Raw genomic sequence first — 20,944 nt, 5'->3', positions numbered from 1 at the left:
CAAATTATATTTTGCAATATTAAAGTAATAATTTGCAATAAACCATTTATTGTATAGTTTTGATATCAACTTATCTGATTTCAAGATAATCGCAAAGGTCAGGGAATGGAAGCGTATACAAACGTGTGCTGGGATAAGGTTAAGGCGGTAATCTTTGATGTGGATGGTACTCTGTATACGCAGCGCAGGCTGCGCAAAAGGATGCTACGGGCCTTGGTGAGTTACTATGCCTTACGGCCCTGGCGGGTGCAGGAAATGCTGATACTGCGGCGCTTCCGGGCCGAGCGGGAAAAGCGCCCGGCCTATGCCGGGCCCAACCTGGAAGAAGACCAGTATGCCTGGTGTGCGACGGGCACGGCATATTCGGTCGGGCAGGTAAGGCAGGTGGTGCAGCGCTGGATGTTTACCCACCCGAACCAGTACCTGAAAGCCTGCATCTACCCGGGTACCCAGGCCCTTTTTGAGGCGCTGCGGGCGCGCCACATCCCCATTGCCATCTATTCCGACTACCCGGCCCACGACAAGCTACGGGCCCTCGGGCTGCAGGCCGACCTTATTGTCAGCTCGACGGACGCGGCGGTAAACCGGCTTAAGCCCGACCCTCGCGGCCTGCTTTACCTCGCTGAGCAACTGGGAGTTGAACCCCACGAATGCCTGTTTATCGGTGACCGGCCCGAACTGGACGGCGAATGTGCCCGGCGTGCCGGCATGCCCTGCCTGATTGTGGACAGCAAGCCCCAGGCCGACTTCGACTTTTATCAGATCCTGCTGAACCAACTCACTTCCAACCCTCAACCAATTCGCTATGAATCAGACATCTATTCTAACGGACGCTGAGCAGCCCGAGGCGGTGCTCATTCCAGCGGGACTCAAAGACTACATTGCCATTGCGCGGCCCGACAACTGGGTGAAAAACGTGTTTATGATGCCGGGTGTCCTGTTTGCCCTCATTGTCTACGGCACCCCGCTCGGCGCGGGCCTGGTGGCCAACGTGGTGCTGGGCCTGGTGAGTACCTGCCTGGTGGCCTCGGCCAACTACGTCATCAATGAGTACCTGGACGCCGAATTCGACAAGTTCCACCCGCTCAAAAAGAAGCGCACCTCCGTTGTTCGGGTCGTCAGCCCGGTGCTGGTGTACGCCGAATGGTTTGGGCTGGCCCTGCTGGGCTTTGTGGTGGCCTACCAGATCAGCATGCAGTTTCTGCTGGTTTCGGCCTTCCTGCTCTTTATGGGCGTGATGTACAACGTGCGGCCCTTCCGCACCAAGGAGCGCCCCTACATTGATGTGCTGTCGGAGTCAGTGAATAACCCTATCCGCTTTGCGCTGGGCTGGTTTACCATAGCCCCAGCCGTTCCCCTAGCCAGCCTCGACCTACTGCAGGTAGTCAACACTTTCCCTCCTTCCAGCATCTTGGTCGCCTACTGGATGGGCGGCGCCTTCCTGATGGCCACCAAGCGCTTTGCCGAGTACCGCCTGATTGGTGACGCGGCCCTGGCCGGGCTCTACCGCCGCTCCTTTAAGTTCTACACCGAGCACAGCCTGCTCATCTCCATGTTCTTCTACGCCCTGACCTCGGCCTTTTTCCTGGGCATCTTCCTGGTCAAGAACCGGGTGGAGCTGCTGGTGAGCTTTCCTTTCTTCGCCCTGCTGTTTTCGTGGTATCTGCGCATCGGTCTGCTCAAGGATTCGCCCGTGCAAGGCTCGGAAAAGCTGTATACGCGCTACTGGTTTATGCTTTATGTGGTGCTGTTCTGCCTGCTGCTCACCACGCTGATGTTTGTAAACATTCCGCCCCTGCACAACCTGCTGCAGGACCACTACAATCTGAGCCGCTAAATCTGCTGCTGCTGCCCCTTTTCCTGGCTCTCCTACCACCAACTACCGGTTTCCTATGCCTGCCCAATTCTATTTCACCGCTGTTCGGGCCCCGGCTCGGTACCCGGCGCTGGCCCCGGGCCCGGACGCGCTACCCACGAGCGGACAGCAGCGCCGGTGTCTAAACCTGCTGCTGGTGGTGGGCATAGGGTTGCGCCTGTTTCACTTCTTCTACAACCGCTCCTTCTTTATCGATGAGCTGTTTCTGAACGTTAATGTGCTTCGGCTAGGCTTTTGGGAGCTGGCCACCCTTCCCTTCGCCTACGAACAGAAAGCTCCGCTGGGGTATTTGTGGGCGGTGAAGGTGCTGGCAATGGTATTTGGCAACGGCGAGCAAAGCCTGCGCTTGTTTTCCCTGCTGGGCGGTATCAGCTCCCTGTTCCTTTTCCGGGCCGTTACCCGCTACTTTCTCGCCTCCTGGGGAGCGGTAGCAGCCCTGGCCATTCTGGTGTTTTCCACGCCCTGCCTCTACCACTCGGTAGAAGCCAAGCAGTACGGCACCGAGCTGCTGGCCACCATCGTAGCGCTGTGGCTCTATGTCCGCTACCACGCCCGGCTGGATATAGGCAGCCGGCTGCGTTGGGGTGCCCTGGGCAGCGTGCTGCTCTGGTTTTCCTTTTCCCTGATCTTCGTGCTGGCCGGTCTGGGCCTGGCTGTGAGCCTCAATGCGCTGCTGCGCCGGCAGTGGAAGCGCCTGCTGCGCTACGCCCTGCCCTTTTCCCTGTGGGTACTGAGCTTTGGCCTGCAGTACGTGCTGATTATTAGCCGCTACCATCAGTCGGGCTGGCTCATTGATTATTTCGAGAAAGTGTACGACGGCTTCCTGCCCTTTCCCCTCACTGCCCTGGCCGATGCCAAATGGCTGGCTCACAAGCTCTACATTCTGCTGCTCAACCCGCTGGGCCTGTTGCTCAATACCGACGAGCTGCCCCCCGTTTTGAGTAACACCCCCTGCGCTTCGTGGTGAAAATGGGCTGGCTGCACGGCTTGTGCATTGGGTTGGGCATAATCTTTCTCATGCGCCGCAACCGGCTACTGCTGGGAATTCTAGTTCTGCCCGTAGTGCTGGTGTTGGCGGCCTCCGCCCTGCGGGTCTATCCTTTTCATGAGCGGTTTCTGCTGTTTTTGGCGCCCCTGCTGATGCTGCTGGCCGGCTTTGGCATCGAAACCCTAGCCCGGCAGTGGGCCCGCCGACCGGTGTGGCTGTATGGTTTGCTGGTCTTGTTTCTGGCGCCGGCCGTGGTGGGCGTCGGCCGGCAGTTAGCCGCCCCAGGCCAGTTTATGAACACCGAATTCAACCGGGAAGTCCTGCTCCACCTCAACGACCGGTATCGGGCGGGCGATGCGGTATACGTATTCTGGAACATGAATCAGGCCTACGATTATTACTCCCTGGCTTACCCGCTGCGCTACCGGGCCATAGCCGGCAGCTACGTAAAAAACACCTCTGCCAGTCCCGCCGACTACCTACAGAACCTACAGCTTGATTTCCGGCAGTTTGCGGGCAAAAAGCGGCTGTGGTTTGTGTATGATAAGACCAACGGTGACGCCATCGGCGACTACGTCGGCCAACCTGCCTGGTACCACCAGCCGGGGTTCAATGCCCCCGAGTACCTGGAACAGCATTTTGCCACGCTGGGCCGGAAAGTCTACCATCATCAGCGCTTCCCCTACACAGTGGTCTTATACGAGTTGACGCCCACTCCCCGCCTGAAGCTCATGCTGCTTCCGCCACTGACCACGGCCAGGAAACCGTCGGCTTTGGCAGCCCATTAACTAGCTTCGTCAGCCAGCAGCTTATTCTGCGGACTTTAGGTAGCTTCCGCAACAGGCAGGTTGCTGGGGCAGGCGCTTCCGGTATTATGCTACTTTTATTCCCGCGCCGTGTGCAATCAGTAACCAGGTGGCATCCGTTAAGTAGCCACCTTATCTAATTTCTGCTTATGCTGGTATTCGTTAAAACTCATTTGCCCCGTCTTGTTACCGGAGTTCTACTCTTGCTGGGAAGCACCGCGGCTCAGGCTCAAACAACGCTGCTGCATACGCCAACAACGGACCTGGCTCGGGATTCGGCTCAGCGCCCGGTTGGCATCAGTTGTACCACCTCCCTTCTCACCGCTACCCAACCGTTGTATGTGCTAAATGGCACGCCGCAGCCGGATTCGTTTAAGCTCGACGATATACCGCCCAAATACCTTAAGGAGGTGAAGGTTCTGACGGGTATTTCTGCCACGGCGGTTGCCGGAGCCCGGGGCGCTAATGGGTTAGTACTTATTACCACCAAACGTGGGTATAAGCCGGCAAAAAGCTAGGCTGGCTTTTGCTGGCCTTAATTCCATAGGCTCCCTAAAACGCCACCGCGCCACTTGTCACGAGCTGTAGGTACTAATCTACAACGTGGCACCGGGCTCAGACCCGCAAGGCCTTGTATCAGGTGACGTCAGGCACCGACGAAGCCACAGTTCACTTTCCGTATCACCATAAGTACAGCGGACATTGGTATTCCTACTAAATAAGCCGGGCTGCTCAACGGAGCAGCCTAGCGAATTAGAATAGGGTATACTTCATATCGAGCTTGTCCCAAGTGCGCTCCGTTAGATTTAGCCGGACGTCAAAAGCGCAATTAGCATTGCTTGACCCTTCTCGATTGATTTCCTTTTTCCAGTTGGGAAACTCCTCATAATCCCATTCGCAAAAGCAGTTAACCCATACCGATTTAACTCCCTTGCTATTGACACTCACCACCAATTGCTTACGATACAGCGTAAGGTCAATGGCCGCGTTACCATAAAGCTTATTCGACGCCTCAAAATCCCGCCCGGTCATTACGTTGTATTCCGTCACGCACAATTGCAGCAGGTCAGCGACTTGGTCTAGTTCGGCGTCGGTAATCGGGTCCGGATTGATAGAAGGTATAATAGCGAAATTAGTAAGCTTGGTTTTATGCGTAATTGTTGAGCCGCTGGTTGGCGTTAGGTCACTCGTTTGCTCAGCCCTAGGATTAGGTGAGCTGCAGGCGGCTAGCAGCAGATACAGGCTGCAATACAGGATGTTCTTCATCCAAGTGAGCTATTAGGAACAAATAACGGCGGGCCTCCGAAGAAGCCCGCCGCTACCAATATATCCAAACTTCGAGTCCGCTACGCCTTGGAGGTGAGGGTAATGAACGGGATGATCACCTCCTCCAGGGAGATGCCGCCGTGCTGGAACGTGTCCTTGTAGTAGTTCACGTAGTAGTTGTAGTTGTTGGGGTAGGCAAAGAAATAGTCGCCCAGGGTAAAGACGTAGGCGGTGCTCACGTTTTCGCGGGGCAGGAAAATCCGCTCCGGCTTGCGCACCACGTACACGTCCTTGTCGGTAAAGCCCAGGTTTTTGCCGTGCTTGTAACGGAGGTTGGTGTTCGTGTTCCGGTCGCCCACAATCTTGAAGGGCCGCTTCACCCGAATCGTGCCGTGGTCGGTGGTGATGATGAGCTTGCCCTTTTTCTCGGCAATCTGCTGCAGCATCTCATACAGGGGCGAGTGCAGGAACCAGGAGCGGGTGATGCTGCGGTACGCCGACTCGTCGGCGGCCAGCTCCCGAATCATGGCCATATCGGTGCGGGCGTGGCTGAGCATGTCCACGAAGTTGTAGACGATGACGTTGCACTTATAATTGTTGTGCAGGTTGCTCATCTTGCCCAGCAGGTCTTTGCCGGCCTGCAGGTTAGTGACTTTGTTGTAGCTGAACTTGTGCTTCTGGTTGGCCTTCTGGAACATGATTTCCATGAATTCGGCCTCGTTCAGGTTCTTACCCTCGTCGTCGTCATCATTCACCCACAGGTTGGGGTACTTCTTCTGAATCTCGCCGGGCATCATGCCCGAGAAAATGGCATTGCGGGCGTAGGCCGTGGTGGTGGGCAGAATGGAGTAGTACATTTCCTCCTGGTCCACGGTGAACATTTCGGCAATGATGGGCTCGAGAATCTTCCACTGGTCGTAGCGCAGGTTGTCGATGAGCACGAAGTAGACGGGCGTGTCGCCGGTTTCCTTCAAGAGCGGAAATACCCGCTTCTGGAACAGCTCGTGCGACATCATGGGCGCGTCGTCGGCCTCGTTGTTGACCCACTCCTCGTAGTTGTCCATGATGAACTTGGAGAAGTAGTTGTTGGCCTCGTCCTTCTGCATGTTAAAGACCTCGGCCATGCTCTTGCCCTCGGTTTCATCAATTTCGAGCTCCCAGTACACCAGTTTCTTATACACGTCGGCCCACTCCGAGGGCGAGAGCCGGTCGCCGAGCTGCATGCCCAGCTGGCGGAAGTCGCGCTGGTAGCTGCTGTTGGTTTTCTCCGAAATCAGGCGCTTGTTGTCCAGCACCTTCTTTACCGACAGCAGAATCTGGTTCGGATTGACGGGCTTGATGAGGTAATCGGCAATCTTGGAGCCGATGGCGTCCTCCATGATGTGCTCTTCCTCGCTCTTGGTAATCATGATGACGGGCAGCGTGGGCTTGGCCGCTTTGATTTCCGTCAGGGTTTCCAGACCGGTCAGGCCGGGCATGTTCTCGTCCAGGAACACGATATCGAAATTCTGCTCCTGCACCTGCTCAATGGCGTCGGCACCGGAATTGACACCGGTTACGTCGTAGCCTTTCTCGGTCAGGAAGAGAATGTGGGGTTTCAACAGGTCGATTTCGTCGTCGGCCCAGAGGATGGAGTATCGTTGCATATAAGGATGTTGGGAATCTTGAAAAGGTTGCGCCCGGCTTCAAGCCCGGCGTTTCGGAAAAGGACATTTGCCGCTCCTGCGGCCCGGCCCGGGTTTGTCCTCAAAGAGGGCAAAAGGCGTAAGCAGGTTGCAAATGACGTTTCGTAAGTAGCTTTACTCCCAATACCCGGTTTTTGGTTATGAAAAATTACGGCAATCCGATATTCGGCCGCCGAACTCCGCCGTAAAGAAGCCAAAAATTGTTGAGTTGGGTTCCTTTTGGCCGAAGCGGGCCGTTTTGCTGCGCCGTTTTAGCCGACCTTGCCCACCCTGTAACGTTCAACGCAGCGCGAAGCAGCCCTTCGCGCTACAGTCTTCCTCCCTTGAACAAAAAGAAAATCTTCAACGACCCGGTATACGGCTTTGTCACGGTGCCCACCGAGTTGCTGTTCGACCTGATTGAGCACTCCTACTTCCAGCGCCTGCGCCGGATTCAGCAGCTCGGCCTCACCGGTTTCGTGTACCCGGGTGCCCTGCACACGCGCTTCCACCACGCCCTGGGCGCCATGCACCTGATGACGCTGGCGTTGCGCACGCTCAAGGACAAAGGCGTGAAGATTTCGGCCGCTGAGGGTGAAGCAGCCCAGGCCGCCATTCTCTTGCACGACATCGGCCACGGCCCCCTTTCCCACGCCTTGGAGCACGCCATTTTTCATGAAGTGCCCCACGAGCAGCTCAGCCTGTTTCTGATGCAGAAGCTCAACAAGGAGCACAATGGGGCCCTGGATTTGGCCATCCGCATCTTTCAGGGCACCTATGAGCGGCCATTTTTCCACCAGCTCGTCAGCAGCCAACTCGACATGGACCGGCTCGACTACCTCAACCGGGACTCCTTCTACACCGGCGTGCAGGAAGGCCGCCCCGGCGCCGACCGCCTCATCAAGATGCTCACGGTGGTCGATGAAAAGCTGGTGCTGGAGGAAAAAGCCGTGTACAGCATCGAGAACTTTCTGGTCAGCCGCCGCCTGATGTACTGGCAGGTGTACCTGCACAAGACTGTGACCAGCGCCGAGCAGATGATAATCCGCATCATTCAGCGGGCCCGGGACTTGGTGCGCAGCGGGCACGAGGTGCCGGCTTCGCCCGACCTGCACTTCTTCCTCTCCAAGCCGGTCAGCATCCTCAATTTCTCCCAGGACGAGAGCATTCTGCAGCGCTTCGTGCAGCTCGACGACACCGACGTGTGGAGCGCTGTGAAAATGTGGGCCGGCCACCCCGATAAGGTGCTCAGCTACATGTCGCGCAGCATGTTGGACCGCAAGCTGTTCAAAATTATCCTGCAAAGTGAGCCGTTTGATGACGACCTGGGGTTGGGCGTCATTGAGCTCATTGCCGAGAAATTCGACCTCTCGCCCCAGGATGCCAGTCAGCTCATGCTGGCCGGGCGCATCAGCAACAACGCCTACGACGCGGCCGGTAAAGACACCATCGACGTGCTGACCAAGGGCGGGCGGGTTATCAACGTGGCCGAGGCCTCCGACTTGCCCAACATCCGGGCCCTGGGGCAGCGCGTCGAGAAGCACTACATCTGCTACCCCAAGGAAATAGCGCACTAACTGGCCGGAATTTGGGCCTCACGCTGAAGGCTTAGTATCTGATGATTAGTGTTCATTCCGTCAGACTTGGCCTAAACCCAGAATTCTATGCACCGGCCGCTAAAAACCAAGCACCAACTTTTCTCTACTTTTGCGCCATGGAATTTACGGTAGGCCAGATTGCAGAAGTGCTCCACGGCGTCGTCGAAGGCGACGCCACCCAGCGCATTGACCGCTTGGCAAAAATCGAAGAAGCGCAGGCCGGGGCCCTCTCCTTCCTGTCGAACCTGAAGTACGAGCCCCACCTGTATACGACCGGCGCTTCGGCCGTAATCGTCAGTAAAACCCTGGCTCTGAAGCAGCCCGTAGGCACGGCGCTGATTCGCGTCGACGACCCGTATACGAGCTTTACCACTCTGCTCGAATTCTACCAGCAGGCCACCCGCACCGGCCGGCGCGGCGTAGAGGAGCCCGCTTTTATCGGGGCCAACTCCGTTATTGGCGACAACCACTACCGCGGCGCCTTTTCCTACATCGGCCAGGACTGCCGCATCGGCCGCGACGTGGTCATTTTCCCCCAGGCCTACATCGGCGACCGGTGCGTGATTGGTGACGGTACTATTATCTACGCCGGGGCCAAGATCTACGCCGAAACCGTCATCGGGGCCCGCTGCACGGTGCACGCCGGCGCGGTTATCGGCTCCGATGGCTTTGGCTTCGCGCCCCAGCCCGACGGCTCCTACAAGACCATTCCGCAGATCGGCAACGTGGTGCTCGAAGACAACGTCAGCATCGGCGCCAACGCCACTATCGACTGCGCTACCATGGGCTCGACCATCATCCGGGAAGGCTCCAAGATTGATAACCTGGTCCAGATTGCCCACAACGTTGAAATTGGCCGCCACACGGTGGTAGCCGCCCAGACCGGCATTTCGGGCTCCACCAAAATAGGGGATTTCTGCGTGCTGGCCGGGCAAACCGGCATTGCCGGCCACCTCACCCTGGCCAACCGCACCACCGTCACGGCCCAGTCGGGCGTGGGCAAGTCCATCAAGACCGAGGGCGTGCTGCTGCAGGGCTCCCCGGCCTTTAATCTGCGCGACAGTCTGCGGGCCAACGCCATTTTCCGCCACCTACCGGAGCTGGACCGCCGCCTCAGCGACTTGGAGCGCAACTCATCCATGTCGGAAAAGTCCTAGCTTTGCCCCTCGAAAAGCTGCTTGCCCTTAGCTACTAGCTAACGTCCGCAGCTTTTTTCTTTGCCCCTAACTCAGTATTCGAAGTCTTCCGCCCGTCAGCCGCCGCCCTTTACGCTAGCGGCTAACAGCCCAACAATGAACGACAAGCAACATACCATCAAGGCACCGGTAACCGTGAGCGGCATTGGCCTGCACACCGGCGTTTCGGCCAACATGACTTTCTGCCCCGCGCCGGTAAATCATGGCTTCAAGTTTCAGCGCATCGACCTGCCCGGGCAGCCCGTGGTTGATGCCGACGTAGACAACGTAGTGGACCTGAGCCGGGGCACGACTATCGAGCAGAACGGAGCCCGCGTCAATACGGTGGAGCACACGCTGGCGGCCCTGGTCGGCCTGCAGATTGACAACGTGATGATTCAGCTCGACGGGCCCGAGCCGCCCATCATGGATGGCTCCTCCTACGAGTTTATCAAGGCCATTATGGAAGTAGGGCTGGAAGAGCAGAACGCGCTGCGCAACTACTTCGAGATTCCCGAGGAAATCCGCTTCGTCGACAACGGCCGGGCCGTGGAAATAGCCGCCCTGCCCCTGAACGACTACCGCCTGACGGTAATGGTGGACTACAACTCGCCGGTACTGGGCTCCCAGCACGCCTCGCTAACGGATATTTCTCACTTTACCGCCGAAATTTCCAGCTCGCGCACGTTCTGCTTCCTGCACGAACTTGAAGCCCTCTACAAGTCCAACCTGATCAAGGGCGGCGATTTGAGCAACGCCATTGTGGTCGTAGACCGGGTGGTGAGCGACGAGGAGCTGACCGAATTGGCTACCATGCTGGGCAAGCCTAAAGTGGCCGTCAAGAAGGAAGGCATCCTCAACAACGTGGACCTGCGCTACAAAAACGAGCCCGCCCGCCACAAGCTCCTCGACCTGGTAGGTGACCTGGCCCTAGTGGGCCGGCCGCTGAAAGGCCAGATTCTAGCTGCCCGCCCCGGGCACGCGGCCAACGTAGCCTTCGCCAAGAAGATCAAGAAGAAGATGATGGAGGCCAACACCTCCCCCGTACCCAGCTACGACCCGAATCGGGAGCCGGTGATGGACATCAACCAGATCATGCAGGTGCTGCCGCACCGCTACCCCTTTCTGCTGATCGACAAGGTGATTCACCTGGATAGCACCACGGTGACCAGCATCAAGAACGTGACCATCAATGAGCCGTTCTTTACGGGTCACTACCCCGGCAACCCGGTTTTCCCGGGTGTGCTCCAAGTAGAAGCCATGGCCCAAACCGGGGGCATTCTGGTGCTGAACACCGTGCCCGACCCCGAAAACTACACGCCTTACTTTATCGGCATCGAAAACTGCCGCTTCCGCAAAATGGTGAAGCCCGGCGACACCATCATTTTCCGCTGTCAGCTGTTGTCTCCTATCAAGCGCGGCATCGCCAAGATGAAAGGCCAGGCCTTCGTGAATGGCAAAGTGGTGATGGAAGCGGAGATGAGCGCGGCCATTGTCCGCAAAGAAGCCTAGTTTTCAATTAGCAATTAGCAGACAAGAATCTCTAACTCTCTGACGAAAAGCGGCCTCCGCAACGTTGAGACTGTTCTTGGCTCCTGATTCTTAATTACTAATTAACCAACGAATGAACCAGCCGCTCGCCTATATTCACCCCGAAGCCAAAATCGCTCAGAACGTGGTCGTGGAACCCTTCACCACCATCGACAAGGACGTGGAAATCGGGGAAGGCACCTGGATTGGCCCCAACGTGACGATTATGTCGGGGGCCCGCATTGGCAAGAACTGTAAGATTTTTCCCGGCGCCGTCATTGCCGCCATGCCCCAGGACCTCAAGTTTGCCGGCGAGAAAACCACGGTCCATATCGGCGACAACACCGTTATCCGGGAGTGCGTGACGGTAAACCGCGGCACCGTGGACCGGCTCAAGACCATTGTGGGCAGCAACTGCCTGCTGATGGCCTACGTGCACGTGGCCCACGACTGCATTATCGGCAACCACTGCGTACTGGCCAACGGCGTGCAGCTGGCGGGCCACGTGGAAATCGGGGACCACGCCATTATCGGCGGCACCTCAGCCGTGCACCAGTTTGTGAAAGTAGGCCCCCACGCCATGATTTCGGGCGGCTCGCTGGTACGCAAAGACGTGCCCCCGTTTGTGAAGGCCGGCCGGGAGCCCCTCACCTACAGCGGCATCAACTCGATTGGCCTGCGCCGCCGGGGCTTTTCAGACCAGAAAATCAGCGAGATTCAGCAGCTCTACCGGTTGCTCTTCCTCAGCGGCCTCAACAACAACGACGCCCTGGACAAGATTGAGCTGGAGCTGCTTCCCTCGCCCGAGCGCGACGAGGTGGTAAACTTCGTGCGCAACTCGGGCCGGGGCGTGATTAAGGGCTATTCCCGCAACGGTAACGGTGCAGATTGAAGCAACCGGGCTCGGCAAGCGCTTCTCGCGGGAGTGGATTTTCCGGGGCCTGAGTCACGTGTTTCGGTCCGGGACGGCCACGGCGGTGCTGGGGCCCAACGGCTCGGGTAAAAGCACCCTGCTAAATACGCTTTCCGGCCAAATTCTGCCTACCGAAGGCACCTTGGTTTATTCCTTCCAGGGCCAGCCCTTGCCCGTAGAAGACGTGCCGCGCCGCTTGGCCTACTGCGCGCCCTACCTGGAGCTCATTGAGGAGCTGACCCTGACTGAGCTGCTGCACTTTCACACCCGCTTCAAACCCCTGCGCCCCGGCCTGACGCCCGCCGGTTTGATTGAGTTGATGTACCTGGAAAAGTCGCGCCATAAGATGGTCCGGGATTTTTCCAGCGGCATGAAGCAGCGCCTCAAGCTGGCCCTGGCCCTCTACGCCGACTCGCCCCTGCTCCTGCTCGACGAGCCCACCACCAACCTGGACCGGACCGGTGTGGAGTGGTATCTGGAGCATGTGGCTGCTACCGTGGCCGGCCGCCTGGTTATCGTCAGCTCCAACGTGCCGGAGGAATACAGCTTCTGCCAGCAACAGCTCAACGTAACGGACTTTGGGGCTAAAGCGGCCCGCTAAAGCCCATCGTTTGGGGTCGCCTTCAGCTTACATGTTTATGGCTTCGGTACGCGCTGACAAGCCCGCTCCGCTCCCAGCCCTAAAACCCGAGGTTACAGACATTAACGCCCTTTCCAGCCCAACGGCCGGGTTTTACGGAAGCTCAAGCGTAATTCAATTGGCCGGCAAAAAGCTGCGCGGCCGGGAATTTTCCTGCTGATTTTTACCTTGCAAGTCCAACCTGCGCTTGCTGCGCCCGTATCTTCGCAGCCGGACTTGCATCGTTCGTTTATTCATCTTTTCCCACTTTACTGCCCCTGACAAGGCCATGAAACAATACGACGACCTCGACGACGACTTCCTTGATGATGACGATGAGCTGGATACTTTCGCCAAAACCGGCGGCAGTAAAACCCGCGGCAACGATGAGGACCGCCTAGGTGCCAAGTACGCCGATTATCTGATGTGGCGCGACACTGGCTCTTCCCACGATGAAGCTCTGGACCTGGCCAACATGACGGAGGAAGAATACACCACGGCCGAAGCCGCCGAAGATCCAGATAGTGGCGGATTTGCCAGCCTGGATGATGACGATGACTTCGCCGACGATGACGACGACGATTCGTTTGGCAGCCGTAGCAGTAGCCGCGGCTCCCGCTTCTCAGACGACGACGATTATTAACCGATTAGCGGTTGTTGGCTTCTAGCTGCAACCCCTAGCCAAAAAAGCCCGCCCGAACTGATTCGGGCGGGCTTTTTTGCTGCTTAGTAAGTCAGCGCCAGGAAGGCGCGGCCGGGTACTACCCTGCTTGCTGCCAAATACGCGGCGCAGTAGCTCGGTGGTGCGGGCCACAGGGTTTTCGCGGATGTTTGCTTCTTCCTGCGCAATGAGGGTAAACAGCCCGCCAATAGCCTTGTCGGTGGCGTACTGGTTGAGGTCCGTTTGCACGGGCTTCACCAGCGGAATCATGTTGTAGCGCGTGGTCAGGTCGGTGTAGTAGCGCGTGGCGTTTACCTTGTCCAGCGACTGTTGGATGATGGGCTTGAAGGCCGACGTCAGCTGGGTGGTGGTGGTGCGCTTGAGGTAGTTGGTAGCCGCATCCTTCTCCCCAGTTAGGATGCCCCAGACGTCCTTAAACGTGAGGCTCTTGATGGCCGAAAGGAAAATCGGCTTGGCACTTTTGGCTGCATCTTCGGCGCCGCGGTTCAAAGACAACTCAAACTTATCAACCTGAGCCCCCAGGCCAATGGCCCTCAACGACGTAGCTACACGCTGGGCATCGGGGGGAAAAGGAATGCGGATAAGCCGGTTCAGGTAAAAGCCGTCCTGACGGGAAGCCTGGTCGGCGCCCTTGCTGATACCCTGGGTTAGGGCTTCCTTCAGGCCCATGGCGGCTTCGTTCTGGCTTACGCTGCCCGAGCCGGTGGTCGTGCTGCCGGTTTTAGGAGCCGTGCCCACTTTGTCGGTCAGAATCTTGCCGAGCTTGGACAAGTCGAAGCCTTGTGCCGAAGCAGAGAAATTTAGGGCCATACCGGCCAAAACGAGGAGAAGAGAAGCTTTCTTTTTCATGGTGCGCGGGAGCGAAATGCCCGACCAATCCGGCCGACAGCAGCACTAAAACACAAACCAGACCAATTTCCTTCGATTGGCGGGCAGAAGCTTGGAATGAAAAAAGCCCACCCGGTTTAATCGACCGGCTGGGCTTTTCTCTCGACGCTTGGGGTCGGCTTTTATTTGCCGAAGGCGCGCTTCAGCACGTCGGAACCGCGGGCGGCCGCGTTGAGGCGAATCCGGCCTTCTTCCTCGGCCATGAGGGTAAACAGGCCGTCGGAGGTTTTCTGGGTGGCGTAGGCCGTCAGGTCGGCGTTGATGGGCGTCACCAGCGGAATCTTGTTGTAGCGGGCCACCATTTCCTTATAGAGCTTGGTGGCGCCGGTTTTCTCCAATGACTGTTGCACGATGGGTGTCAGAGCGGCAACCAGCTGCGGCTCGGTGTTTTTGTGCAGGTAGAGCGTGGCCGCGTCGGGCTCCCGGGTCGTAACCAGGGCCATGGCGTCGGCAAAGCTCAGGTTTTGCACAGCCCCGAGGAAGATAGGCTTAGCCTGGGCAGCAGCGGCTTCGGCACCGCGGTTCAGGGCCAGCTCAAAATTATCGACCAAGGCCCCCATGCGCAGACCGCGCAGCGTGGTAGACACCAGCTCGGCCTCGGGCGGAAACGGAATGCGGATGTCGGTGTTGGCATTGAAGCCGTCGGTAGAGCCGGCAATGTCGGTGGCCCGGGTAATGCTCTGAGTCAGGGCCTCGCGCAGGCCGGTGGTGGCCTCAGGCAGGGTCAGCGGGGCAGGCGGCGTTACCACCACCGGCGTCGTCGCTTTCGTGGTCGTCTTAGTTGTGGTGGTTTTAGCCGGAGTCTTAGCGGGCGTCTTCGCCGTAGTTTTGGCCGTAGTTTTTTTGGTCGTGGTGGTTTTAGCTGTGGTCTTGGTTTGAGCCTGAGCTACGAGCGGGCCGGCCAACGACAAGGTCAGGGCGGCCACGAGAATGCGAAAACGCAACATAGAAGTAGAAAAAGCGAAAAACCTGAGGCCCTTAGTGAGCGTCTTATCCGCGTTGGCCCCAAATTGCACCAAATTCCTTCTCCTTCCTAACTCTGTCTCCATGCCCCACATTCCAGACGCTGAAATCATCACTATTGGCGACGAGCTCCTCTACGGCCAGGTCATTGATACCAACTCGGCCTTCATGGGCCAGGAGCTGGGCAAGCTCGGCATTCGGGTGCGGCAGATTACCAGCGTCTCCGACCGGGCCGACGAGATTGTGCAGGCCCTGGATGCGGCCCGCACCCGGGCTCAAGTAGTCCTCATCACCGGCGGCCTGGGTCCTACCAAGGATGATTTGACCAAGAACATCCTGACCGAGTACTTCCACACCGAGCTGGTGCTGAACGAGGCTTCCCTGCGCGACGTGGAGTCTATATTTGCCCGCTTCAACCGGCCCATGATGGAGGTAAACCGCCAGCAGGCCTACCTGCCCGCCTCCTGTACGCCGGTTCGCAACGTGGTAGGCACGGCGCCCGGCATGTGGTTCGAAGACCAGGGCGTGGTGTTTGTAAGCATGCCCGGCGTGCCGTTTGAAATGAAGCGCATGATGACCGACACCGTGCTGCCCCGCCTCAAGCGCCACTTCCAGACTCCCCCCATCGAGCACATCGTGGTGCAGACCGTAGGGCTGGGCGAGTCATTTCTGGCCGAAAAAATAGCCGCGTGGGAAGATGCCCTGCCCGCCAACATGCGCCTGGCCTACCTGCCTTACCTAGGTGGCGTACGCCTGCGCCTGACGGGTTCCGACGACGGGCAGCCCGACTTGCGCGGCCGCATGGAAGCCCGTATGCCCGAGCTGCGTGCCCTGCTTGGCGACTTCATTTTTGCCGAGGGCGAGGTGCCCCTCGAAGCTGCCGTCGGGCAGCTGCTCACGGAGCGTGGCCTGACCTTGGGCACGGCTGAGAGCTGCACCGGGGGCTACGTGGCCCACAAGCTTACCAGCGTGGCAGGCAGCTCCCGCTACTTTCTGGGCAGTATTATTTCGTATCATAATGATATCAAAGTCAAGGAGCTGGGTGTAAGCACCGAAAGCCTGGCTGCACATGGGGCCGTAAGTGAGGAAGTGGTGCGGCAGATGGCCGAAGGCGCCCGGCAGCGCCTGGGTGTCGACGTGGCCATTGCCACCAGCGGCATTGCCGGCCCCGACGGCGGCAGCGAGGAAAAGCCCGTGGGCACTTTCTGGCTGGCCTATGCCGACGAGCACCAGACGGTAGCCCGCAAAATTACTTTTAACCGTGGGCGGCAGCTCAACATCGAGTATGCCACTACCAGCGTGCTGAACCTGCTGCGCCAGAGCCTGCCCCAGCGGTAATGGCGCCTTCCAGAAAAGACTACTAACGGCTGTTAACCTGGCGGCGCGCTCCGCTATATGGTTTCTATTACCTTTGAGGCCTCAATCTCCCACCCAACAACCCCCAACAACCCAACAACCGCATGGCACGAGTGGAAATGGTGATGCCCAAAATGGGCGAAAGCATTATGGAAGGCACCGTCCTGAAATGGCTCAAGCAAGTCGGCGACGCCATCGAGCAGGACGAATCGGTGCTGGAAGTGGCCACCGATAAAGTAGATACCGAAGTTCCCGCCATCTACGCTGGGGTATTGCAGGAAATCCTGGTGCAGGAAGGCCAGGTCGTGGCCGTGGGCGCCCCGATTGCCGTTATTGAAACCGACGTGGCCAGTGCCGGTTCTGCCGCCCCCACAGCTGCTCCCGCTGCCCCGCAGGAAGCTCCCGCTCCTTCACTGAACGGAGCCGATACCAACGTTCCTTATCTGCCCGAGCAAAACGATCCGCAGGCTGACCAGCGCCTGGCGGTGGCCCAGCCCGGCCGCTTTTACTCGCCCCTGGTGCTGAGCATCGCCCGGCAGGAAGGCATTTCGATGGCTGACCTGGAATACCTGCCCGGCACCGGCAAGGAAGGCCGCGTAACCAAGCAGGACATCCTGGCCTACGTAGAGAACGGCAAAAAGCCTCTGACGCAAGCTGCGCCGGCTACCACTGCCGCTTCCCCGGCAGCGTCGGCTCCAGCAGCCGTTCAACAAGCTCCCGCCCAGCCACAGGCTGCACCCGCTGCCACCACCCCCGCTCCGGCGGCTCAGCCTCAGCCCGCAGCTCCAGCCAGCAAGCCGGCGCCCTCGGTGAGCGGCAACAACGAGCTGATCGAAATGGACCGCATGCGCAAAATGATTGCTCAGCGCATGGTCGACTCCAAGCGGATTTCGCCCCACGTTACCTCGTTTGTGGAGGCTGATGTGACGGAGCTCGTGCTCTGGCGCAACAAGCACAAGGATGCCTACAAAAAGCGTGAAGGCGAGAACCTGACCTTTACGCCCATTTTTATTCAGGCCGTAGCCCGCGCCATTCAGGACTTCCCCAACATCAACGTGTCGGTGGATGGGGACTACATCATCAAGAAGCGCGACATCAACATCGGCGTGGCCGTGGCCCTGCCTTCGGGCAACCTGATTGTGCCCGTGATTCACAACGCCGACCAGCTCAATCTGAACGGGCTGAGCAAGCGGGTGAATGATCTGGCTAACCGGGCCCGGGCCAACAAGCTCAAGCCCGAGGATCTGGAAGGCGGTACGTACACGCTGAGCAACGTGGGCTCCTTCGGCAACGTGATGGGCACTCCTATCATCATGCAGCCCCAGGTTGCCATCATGGCCGTGGGTGCCATCAAGAAAAAGCCCGCCGTAATTGAAACGCCGCAGGGTGATTTGATCGGCGTGCGGCACTTCATGTTCCTTTCCCACAGCTACGACCACCGCGTGGTCGACGGCTCTCTGGGCGGCATGTTCGTGCGCAAAGTGGCCGATTACCTGGAGCAGTTCGACCCGAACACGGCCATTTAAGCGCGCCGGGCATTTCCTACTTTTACAAGAACAAGCCCGTCAACCCGACGGGCTTTTCTTTTTGAAAATCAGACTAGTATGAAAAACGTCATTTCCCTTATTGCCTTGGTTGTATCCCTGGGCTGCATTCTGTTTCTCTACCAAAAGCTGACGGCTACGGAAGAAGCCCTGCACCAGGCCGAGCAGAAGTTTGCCGACTGCCAGCAGGTTACTTTTCAGTTGCAAAACCAACTAAGCGCAAACAAAAAATAGGTGGCCGGGCGCCGTACCAAACGAGTCCCGGTAGCTGGCGGCAGGGTCATTCTGACAAACGCCCAGCACCCTTGCCGACAGGCAGAAAACGAAAAAGCCGCCCCGTTGCCGGGGCGGCTTTTTCGTTTTAGAAAGACGTTGAATGCTTGGGCCTACAGCGCGGCCAAGCTTTGCTCCAGGGCCGCAATTTTCGATTCGGCGTCGGCCTGCTTCTGCCGCTCCCGCTCCAGCACGTCGGGCTTGGCGTTCTGTACGAACTTCTCGTTGCTGAGCTTTTTGAGTACTGTGTCGCGGAAGCCGCGGGTGTACTCCAACTCTTTTTCCAGCCGGGCCTTTTCGGCACCGAGGTCAATCTGGCCCTCGAGCGGCACAAAGAATTCGGCACCGCCTGACACGAAACCGACCGAAGCGGCCGGCGCGTCCTGCACCAGGGTTACTTCGGTCAGGGCCGCCAGCTTGCGGATGATGCCGTCGTAGTCCTGCAGCAACTGGGCGTCGTCGGTTTTGGCGGCCAGAGTCAGGGGCTTGTTCGGGCCCAGACCTTTCTGGTTACGGATGTTGCGCACGCCGGCCACGATGTCCAGGGCCTTGTCCATACGGCTGAGCAGTTCGGCGCTGCCGGCCACCGGAGCCAGTTTGGGCCAGGGTGCCACACAGAGGTACTCTTTCGGGGCCCGCTCCTTGAGCTCATGCCAGATTTCCTCGGTAATGAAGGGCATGAAGGGGTGCAGCAACTTAAGCAAAGTCTCGAGGTAGCCGATGGTGTGCTTGAGCGTCTCGGCGTCAATCGGGCCTGGTAGGCAGGCTTCACCATTTCCAGGTACACCGAGCAGAAGTCGTCCCACACCAGCTTATACACCGTCATCAGCGCGTCGCTCATCCGGAACTTGGCGAAGTGCTCATCCAGCTCGGCCACGGTCGTTTGCAGCTTGGCCCCAAACCACTCGACCGCCTTGGCCGAAGCGAAGGGCAGCTCACTGTTCACCTCCCAGCCCTGGGTCAGGCGGAAGGCGTTCCAGAGCTTGTTGGTGAAGTTGCGGCCCTGCTCCACGAGCTTGATGTCGAAGAGCAAGTCGTTGCCGGCCGGCGAGGAAAACAGCATACCGGTGCGCACGCCGTCGGCGCCGTAGTCGGCAATCAGGTCGAGCGGGTCGGGCGAGTTGCCTAGGCTCTTGCTCATCTTGCGGCCCTGGGCGTCGCGCACGATGCCGGTGAGGTACACGTTGCGGAAAGGTACTTCCTTGCGGTACTCCAGGCCGGCCATAATCATGCGGGCCACCCAGAAAAACAGGATTTCAGGCGCCGTTACCAGGTCGTCGGTAGGGTAGAAATAGTTGATATCAGCATTGTCGGGGTCCTTGAACCCGTCGAACACCGAAATGGGCCACAGCCACGACGAAAACCAGGTATCGAGCACGTCCTCGTCCTGGCGCAGATCCGACAGTTGCAACTCAGCATTACCGCTCTGCTCCCGGGCCTGCTCCAGAGCCTGCTCCTCGTTCAGGGCTACTACAAAACTGCCGTCGGGCAGGTAGTAGGCCGGAATCCGTTGGCCCCACCACAGCTGCCGCGAGATGCACCAGTCGCGCACGTTCTCCATCCACGACCGGTACATGTTCTTGAACTTGGGCGGGTGCAGCTTGATTTCGTCGTTTTCAACGACTTCCAGCGCCTTTTTGGCCATGTGGTCCATCTTGCAGAACCACTGCAGGCTGAGCTTGGGCTCAATCACGGCACCGGTCCGCTCCGAGGTCTGCAGCACGCTGTTGTAGTCCTCAATCTTGTCGAGCAAACCAGCTTCCTGCAGGTCTTTGGCAATCTGCTTGCGCACGGCAAAACGGTCCTGGCCCACGTACAGCTGCGCCTTTTCGTTGAGCGTACCGTCGTCGTTGAGGATGTCGATTACCGGCAGGTTGTGCTTGACGCCCAGCTCGTAGTCGTTCAAGTCGTGAGCGGGCGTCACCTTCAGGCCGCCGGTACCAAAGTCCATGGCCACGTACTCGTCGAGGATAACCGGGATTTCGCGGCCCAGCAGCGGAATGCGCACTTTCTGCCCGTGCAGGTGGGTGTACCGCTCGTCGTTGGGGTTCACGGCCACAGCCACGTCGGCCATAATCGTCTCGGGCCGAGAGGTAGCCACCGTAATAAAATGTCCTTCCTGCCCTACCACTGCATAGCGCAGGTAGTACATCTTGGCCACGGTGTCCTTGGCAATAACTTCCTCATCGGAAATGGCGGTGCGGCCCTGCGGGTCCCAGTTGACCATCCGGATGCCGCGGTAAATCTGGCCTTTCTGGTAGAGGTCCACGAACACGCGCAGCACGGCCTCGGTCAGCTCGGGCTCCATGGTAAACCGGGTCCGGTCCCAGTCGCAGGAGGCGCCCAGCTTCTTGAGTTGCTCGAGGATGATGCCGCCGTACTTTTCCTTCCAGTCCCAGGCGTGGGTCAGGAACTCTTCCCGGCTCAGGTCACGCTTCTCAATGCCTTTTTCCTTGAGCAGAGCCACTACTTTAGCTTCAGTGGCAATGGAGGCGTGGTCGGTGCCAGGCACCCAGCAGGCTTCCTTGCCCTGCATCCGGGCCCGGCGTACCAGCACGTCCTGAATCGTATTGTTGAGCATGTGGCCCATGTGCAGCACGCCCGTCACGTTGGGCGGGGGAATCACGACGGAGTAGGCGGGCTTGCGCGGGTTGGCTTTGGCTTTGAAAAAGCCCTGCTCCTGCCAGCGCTGATACCATTTGGCTTCAACGTCGGCGGGGGTATAGGTTTTGGCGATGGACATCGTCAACGGGGAATAGCGGTTCGGAATAAGAGCAAAAGTAGGCAATTCAGCGCGGGGCGG

The 20,944-nt window shown here is 58.5% G+C and carries 17 protein-coding genes and 1 pseudogene; 13 read left to right on the top strand and 5 right to left on the bottom strand.

Features of this window, described 5'->3' with window-relative positions; genetic code table 11:
• The first annotated feature begins 105 nt into the window (after positions 1–105).
• The 4 genes from MUN79_RS18385 to MUN79_RS18370 are packed head-to-tail and all read left to right on the top strand — an operon-like array spanning position 106 to position 3,652.
• The gene (locus MUN79_RS18385) at positions 106–837 is read left to right on the top strand and encodes an HAD family hydrolase (protein WP_244674079.1); all 732 of its coding nucleotides are present in this window, start codon (positions 106–108) and stop codon (positions 835–837) included.
• Complete coding sequence (locus MUN79_RS18380) at positions 806–1,837, top strand: UbiA family prenyltransferase (protein ID WP_244674078.1); 1,032 nt, start codon at positions 806–808, stop codon at positions 1,835–1,837. Before MUN79_RS18385 ends, MUN79_RS18380 begins: the two co-directional genes overlap by 32 nt.
• 55 nt (positions 1,838–1,892) lie before the next feature.
• A complete protein-coding gene (locus MUN79_RS18375) occupies positions 1,893–2,843 on the top strand; it encodes an ArnT family glycosyltransferase (protein ID WP_244674077.1) in 951 nt (316 codons plus the stop codon).
• Positions 2,844–2,893: 50 nt separating this feature from the next.
• Positions 2,894–3,652: a hypothetical protein gene (locus MUN79_RS18370; protein ID WP_244674076.1), complete on the top strand. Its 759-nt coding sequence runs from the start codon at positions 2,894–2,896 to the stop codon at positions 3,650–3,652.
• Between the two features lie 771 nt (positions 3,653–4,423).
• Here the strand turns inward: MUN79_RS18370 and MUN79_RS18365 are convergent.
• Both MUN79_RS18365 and porX read right to left on the bottom strand, forming a co-directional pair.
• Positions 4,424–4,936, bottom strand: coding sequence for a hypothetical protein (locus MUN79_RS18365; protein WP_244674075.1), 513 nt, complete (start codon positions 4,934–4,936; stop codon positions 4,424–4,426).
• A gap of 80 nt (positions 4,937–5,016) precedes the next feature.
• Complete coding sequence (porX, locus tag MUN79_RS18360; protein WP_244674074.1) at positions 5,017–6,582, bottom strand: T9SS response regulator signal transducer PorX; 1,566 nt, start codon at positions 6,580–6,582, stop codon at positions 5,017–5,019.
• A gap of 362 nt (positions 6,583–6,944) precedes the next feature.
• Here porX and MUN79_RS18355 point away from each other — a divergent pair, with 362 nt between their 5' ends.
• The 6 genes from MUN79_RS18355 (at position 6,945) to MUN79_RS18330 (ending at position 13,078) form a co-directional block, all read left to right on the top strand.
• Positions 6,945–8,177, top strand: coding sequence for an HD domain-containing protein (locus tag MUN79_RS18355; RefSeq protein WP_244674073.1), 1,233 nt, complete (start codon positions 6,945–6,947; stop codon positions 8,175–8,177).
• A gap of 137 nt (positions 8,178–8,314) precedes the next feature.
• Positions 8,315–9,355, top strand: a complete 1,041-nt coding sequence (gene lpxD, locus MUN79_RS18350; protein WP_244674072.1) for a UDP-3-O-(3-hydroxymyristoyl)glucosamine N-acyltransferase — start codon at positions 8,315–8,317, stop codon at positions 9,353–9,355.
• Between the two features lie 135 nt (positions 9,356–9,490).
• Complete coding sequence (locus tag MUN79_RS18345; protein ID WP_244674071.1) at positions 9,491–10,885, top strand: bifunctional UDP-3-O-[3-hydroxymyristoyl] N-acetylglucosamine deacetylase/3-hydroxyacyl-ACP dehydratase; 1,395 nt, start codon at positions 9,491–9,493, stop codon at positions 10,883–10,885.
• Between the two features lie 112 nt (positions 10,886–10,997).
• Positions 10,998–11,795 carry an acyl-ACP--UDP-N-acetylglucosamine O-acyltransferase gene (lpxA, locus tag MUN79_RS18340; RefSeq protein WP_100335820.1) on the top strand — a complete coding sequence of 266 codons (798 nt, stop codon included), beginning with the start codon at positions 10,998–11,000 and terminating at the stop codon, positions 11,793–11,795.
• Positions 11,785–12,417, top strand: coding sequence for an ABC transporter ATP-binding protein (locus MUN79_RS18335; protein WP_244674070.1), 633 nt, complete (start codon positions 11,785–11,787; stop codon positions 12,415–12,417). Before lpxA ends, MUN79_RS18335 begins: the two co-directional genes overlap by 11 nt.
• A 307-nt stretch (positions 12,418–12,724) precedes the next feature.
• Complete coding sequence (locus MUN79_RS18330) at positions 12,725–13,078, top strand: hypothetical protein (protein ID WP_244674069.1); 354 nt, start codon at positions 12,725–12,727, stop codon at positions 13,076–13,078.
• A gap of 21 nt (positions 13,079–13,099) precedes the next feature.
• On the opposite strand, the gene MUN79_RS18325 is transcribed toward MUN79_RS18330, so the two are convergent.
• Complete coding sequence (locus MUN79_RS18325; protein WP_244674068.1) at positions 13,100–13,927, bottom strand: DUF4197 domain-containing protein; 828 nt, start codon at positions 13,925–13,927, stop codon at positions 13,100–13,102.
• Positions 13,928–14,127: 200 nt separating this feature from the next.
• Positions 14,128–14,952: a DUF4197 domain-containing protein gene (locus MUN79_RS18320; RefSeq protein WP_244674067.1), complete on the bottom strand. Its 825-nt coding sequence runs from the start codon at positions 14,950–14,952 to the stop codon at positions 14,128–14,130.
• 100 nt (positions 14,953–15,052) lie between these two features.
• On the opposite strand from MUN79_RS18320, the gene MUN79_RS18315 reads away from it, so the two are divergent.
• The 3 genes from MUN79_RS18315 to MUN79_RS18305 all read left to right on the top strand — a co-directional run bounded on the left by MUN79_RS18315 (position 15,053) and on the right by MUN79_RS18305 (position 18,102).
• A complete protein-coding gene (locus MUN79_RS18315; protein WP_244674066.1) occupies positions 15,053–16,306 on the top strand; it encodes a competence/damage-inducible protein A in 1,254 nt (417 codons plus the stop codon).
• A gap of 122 nt (positions 16,307–16,428) precedes the next feature.
• Complete coding sequence (locus MUN79_RS18310) at positions 16,429–17,850, top strand: dihydrolipoamide acetyltransferase family protein (RefSeq protein WP_244674065.1); 1,422 nt, start codon at positions 16,429–16,431, stop codon at positions 17,848–17,850.
• A 78-nt stretch (positions 17,851–17,928) separates the two neighbouring features.
• Positions 17,929–18,102, top strand: coding sequence for a hypothetical protein (locus MUN79_RS18305; protein ID WP_244674064.1), 174 nt, complete (start codon positions 17,929–17,931; stop codon positions 18,100–18,102).
• A 152-nt stretch (positions 18,103–18,254) separates the two neighbouring features.
• On the opposite strand, the pseudogene MUN79_RS18295 reads toward MUN79_RS18305, so the two are convergent.
• Positions 18,255–20,884, bottom strand: a pseudogene (locus MUN79_RS18295) (valine--tRNA ligase).
• Between the last annotated feature and the right edge of the window lie 60 nt (positions 20,885–20,944).

It is taken from the genome of Hymenobacter cellulosilyticus (genome assembly GCF_022919215.1).
In the GTDB taxonomy this organism is placed as follows: domain Bacteria; phylum Bacteroidota; class Bacteroidia; order Cytophagales; family Hymenobacteraceae; genus Hymenobacter; species Hymenobacter cellulosilyticus.
This window is presented reverse-complemented; position numbering and strand designations above follow the sequence as displayed.

Coding starts and splice junctions, on each gene's coding strand:
- MUN79_RS18385 (WP_244674079.1), top strand. CDS start 106: ATGGAAGCGTATACAAACGTGTGCTGGGATAAGGTTAAGGCGGTAATC.
- MUN79_RS18380 (WP_244674078.1), top strand. CDS start 806: ATGAATCAGACATCTATTCTAACGGACGCTGAGCAGCCCGAGGCGGTG.
- MUN79_RS18375 (WP_244674077.1), top strand. CDS start 1,893: ATGCCTGCCCAATTCTATTTCACCGCTGTTCGGGCCCCGGCTCGGTAC.
- MUN79_RS18370 (WP_244674076.1), top strand. CDS start 2,894: ATGCGCCGCAACCGGCTACTGCTGGGAATTCTAGTTCTGCCCGTAGTG.
- MUN79_RS18365 (WP_244674075.1), bottom strand. CDS start 4,936: ATGAAGAACATCCTGTATTGCAGCCTGTATCTGCTGCTAGCCGCCTGC.
- porX (WP_244674074.1), bottom strand. CDS start 6,582: ATGCAACGATACTCCATCCTCTGGGCCGACGACGAAATCGACCTGTTG.
- lpxD (WP_244674072.1), top strand. CDS start 8,315: ATGGAATTTACGGTAGGCCAGATTGCAGAAGTGCTCCACGGCGTCGTC.
- MUN79_RS18345 (WP_244674071.1), top strand. CDS start 9,491: ATGAACGACAAGCAACATACCATCAAGGCACCGGTAACCGTGAGCGGC.
- lpxA (WP_100335820.1), top strand. CDS start 10,998: ATGAACCAGCCGCTCGCCTATATTCACCCCGAAGCCAAAATCGCTCAG.
- MUN79_RS18330 (WP_244674069.1), top strand. CDS start 12,725: ATGAAACAATACGACGACCTCGACGACGACTTCCTTGATGATGACGAT.
- MUN79_RS18325 (WP_244674068.1), bottom strand. CDS start 13,927: ATGGCCCTAAATTTCTCTGCTTCGGCACAAGGCTTCGACTTGTCCAAG.
- MUN79_RS18320 (WP_244674067.1), bottom strand. CDS start 14,952: ATGTTGCGTTTTCGCATTCTCGTGGCCGCCCTGACCTTGTCGTTGGCC.
- MUN79_RS18315 (WP_244674066.1), top strand. CDS start 15,053: ATGCCCCACATTCCAGACGCTGAAATCATCACTATTGGCGACGAGCTC.
- MUN79_RS18310 (WP_244674065.1), top strand. CDS start 16,429: ATGGCACGAGTGGAAATGGTGATGCCCAAAATGGGCGAAAGCATTATG.
- MUN79_RS18305 (WP_244674064.1), top strand. CDS start 17,929: ATGAAAAACGTCATTTCCCTTATTGCCTTGGTTGTATCCCTGGGCTGC.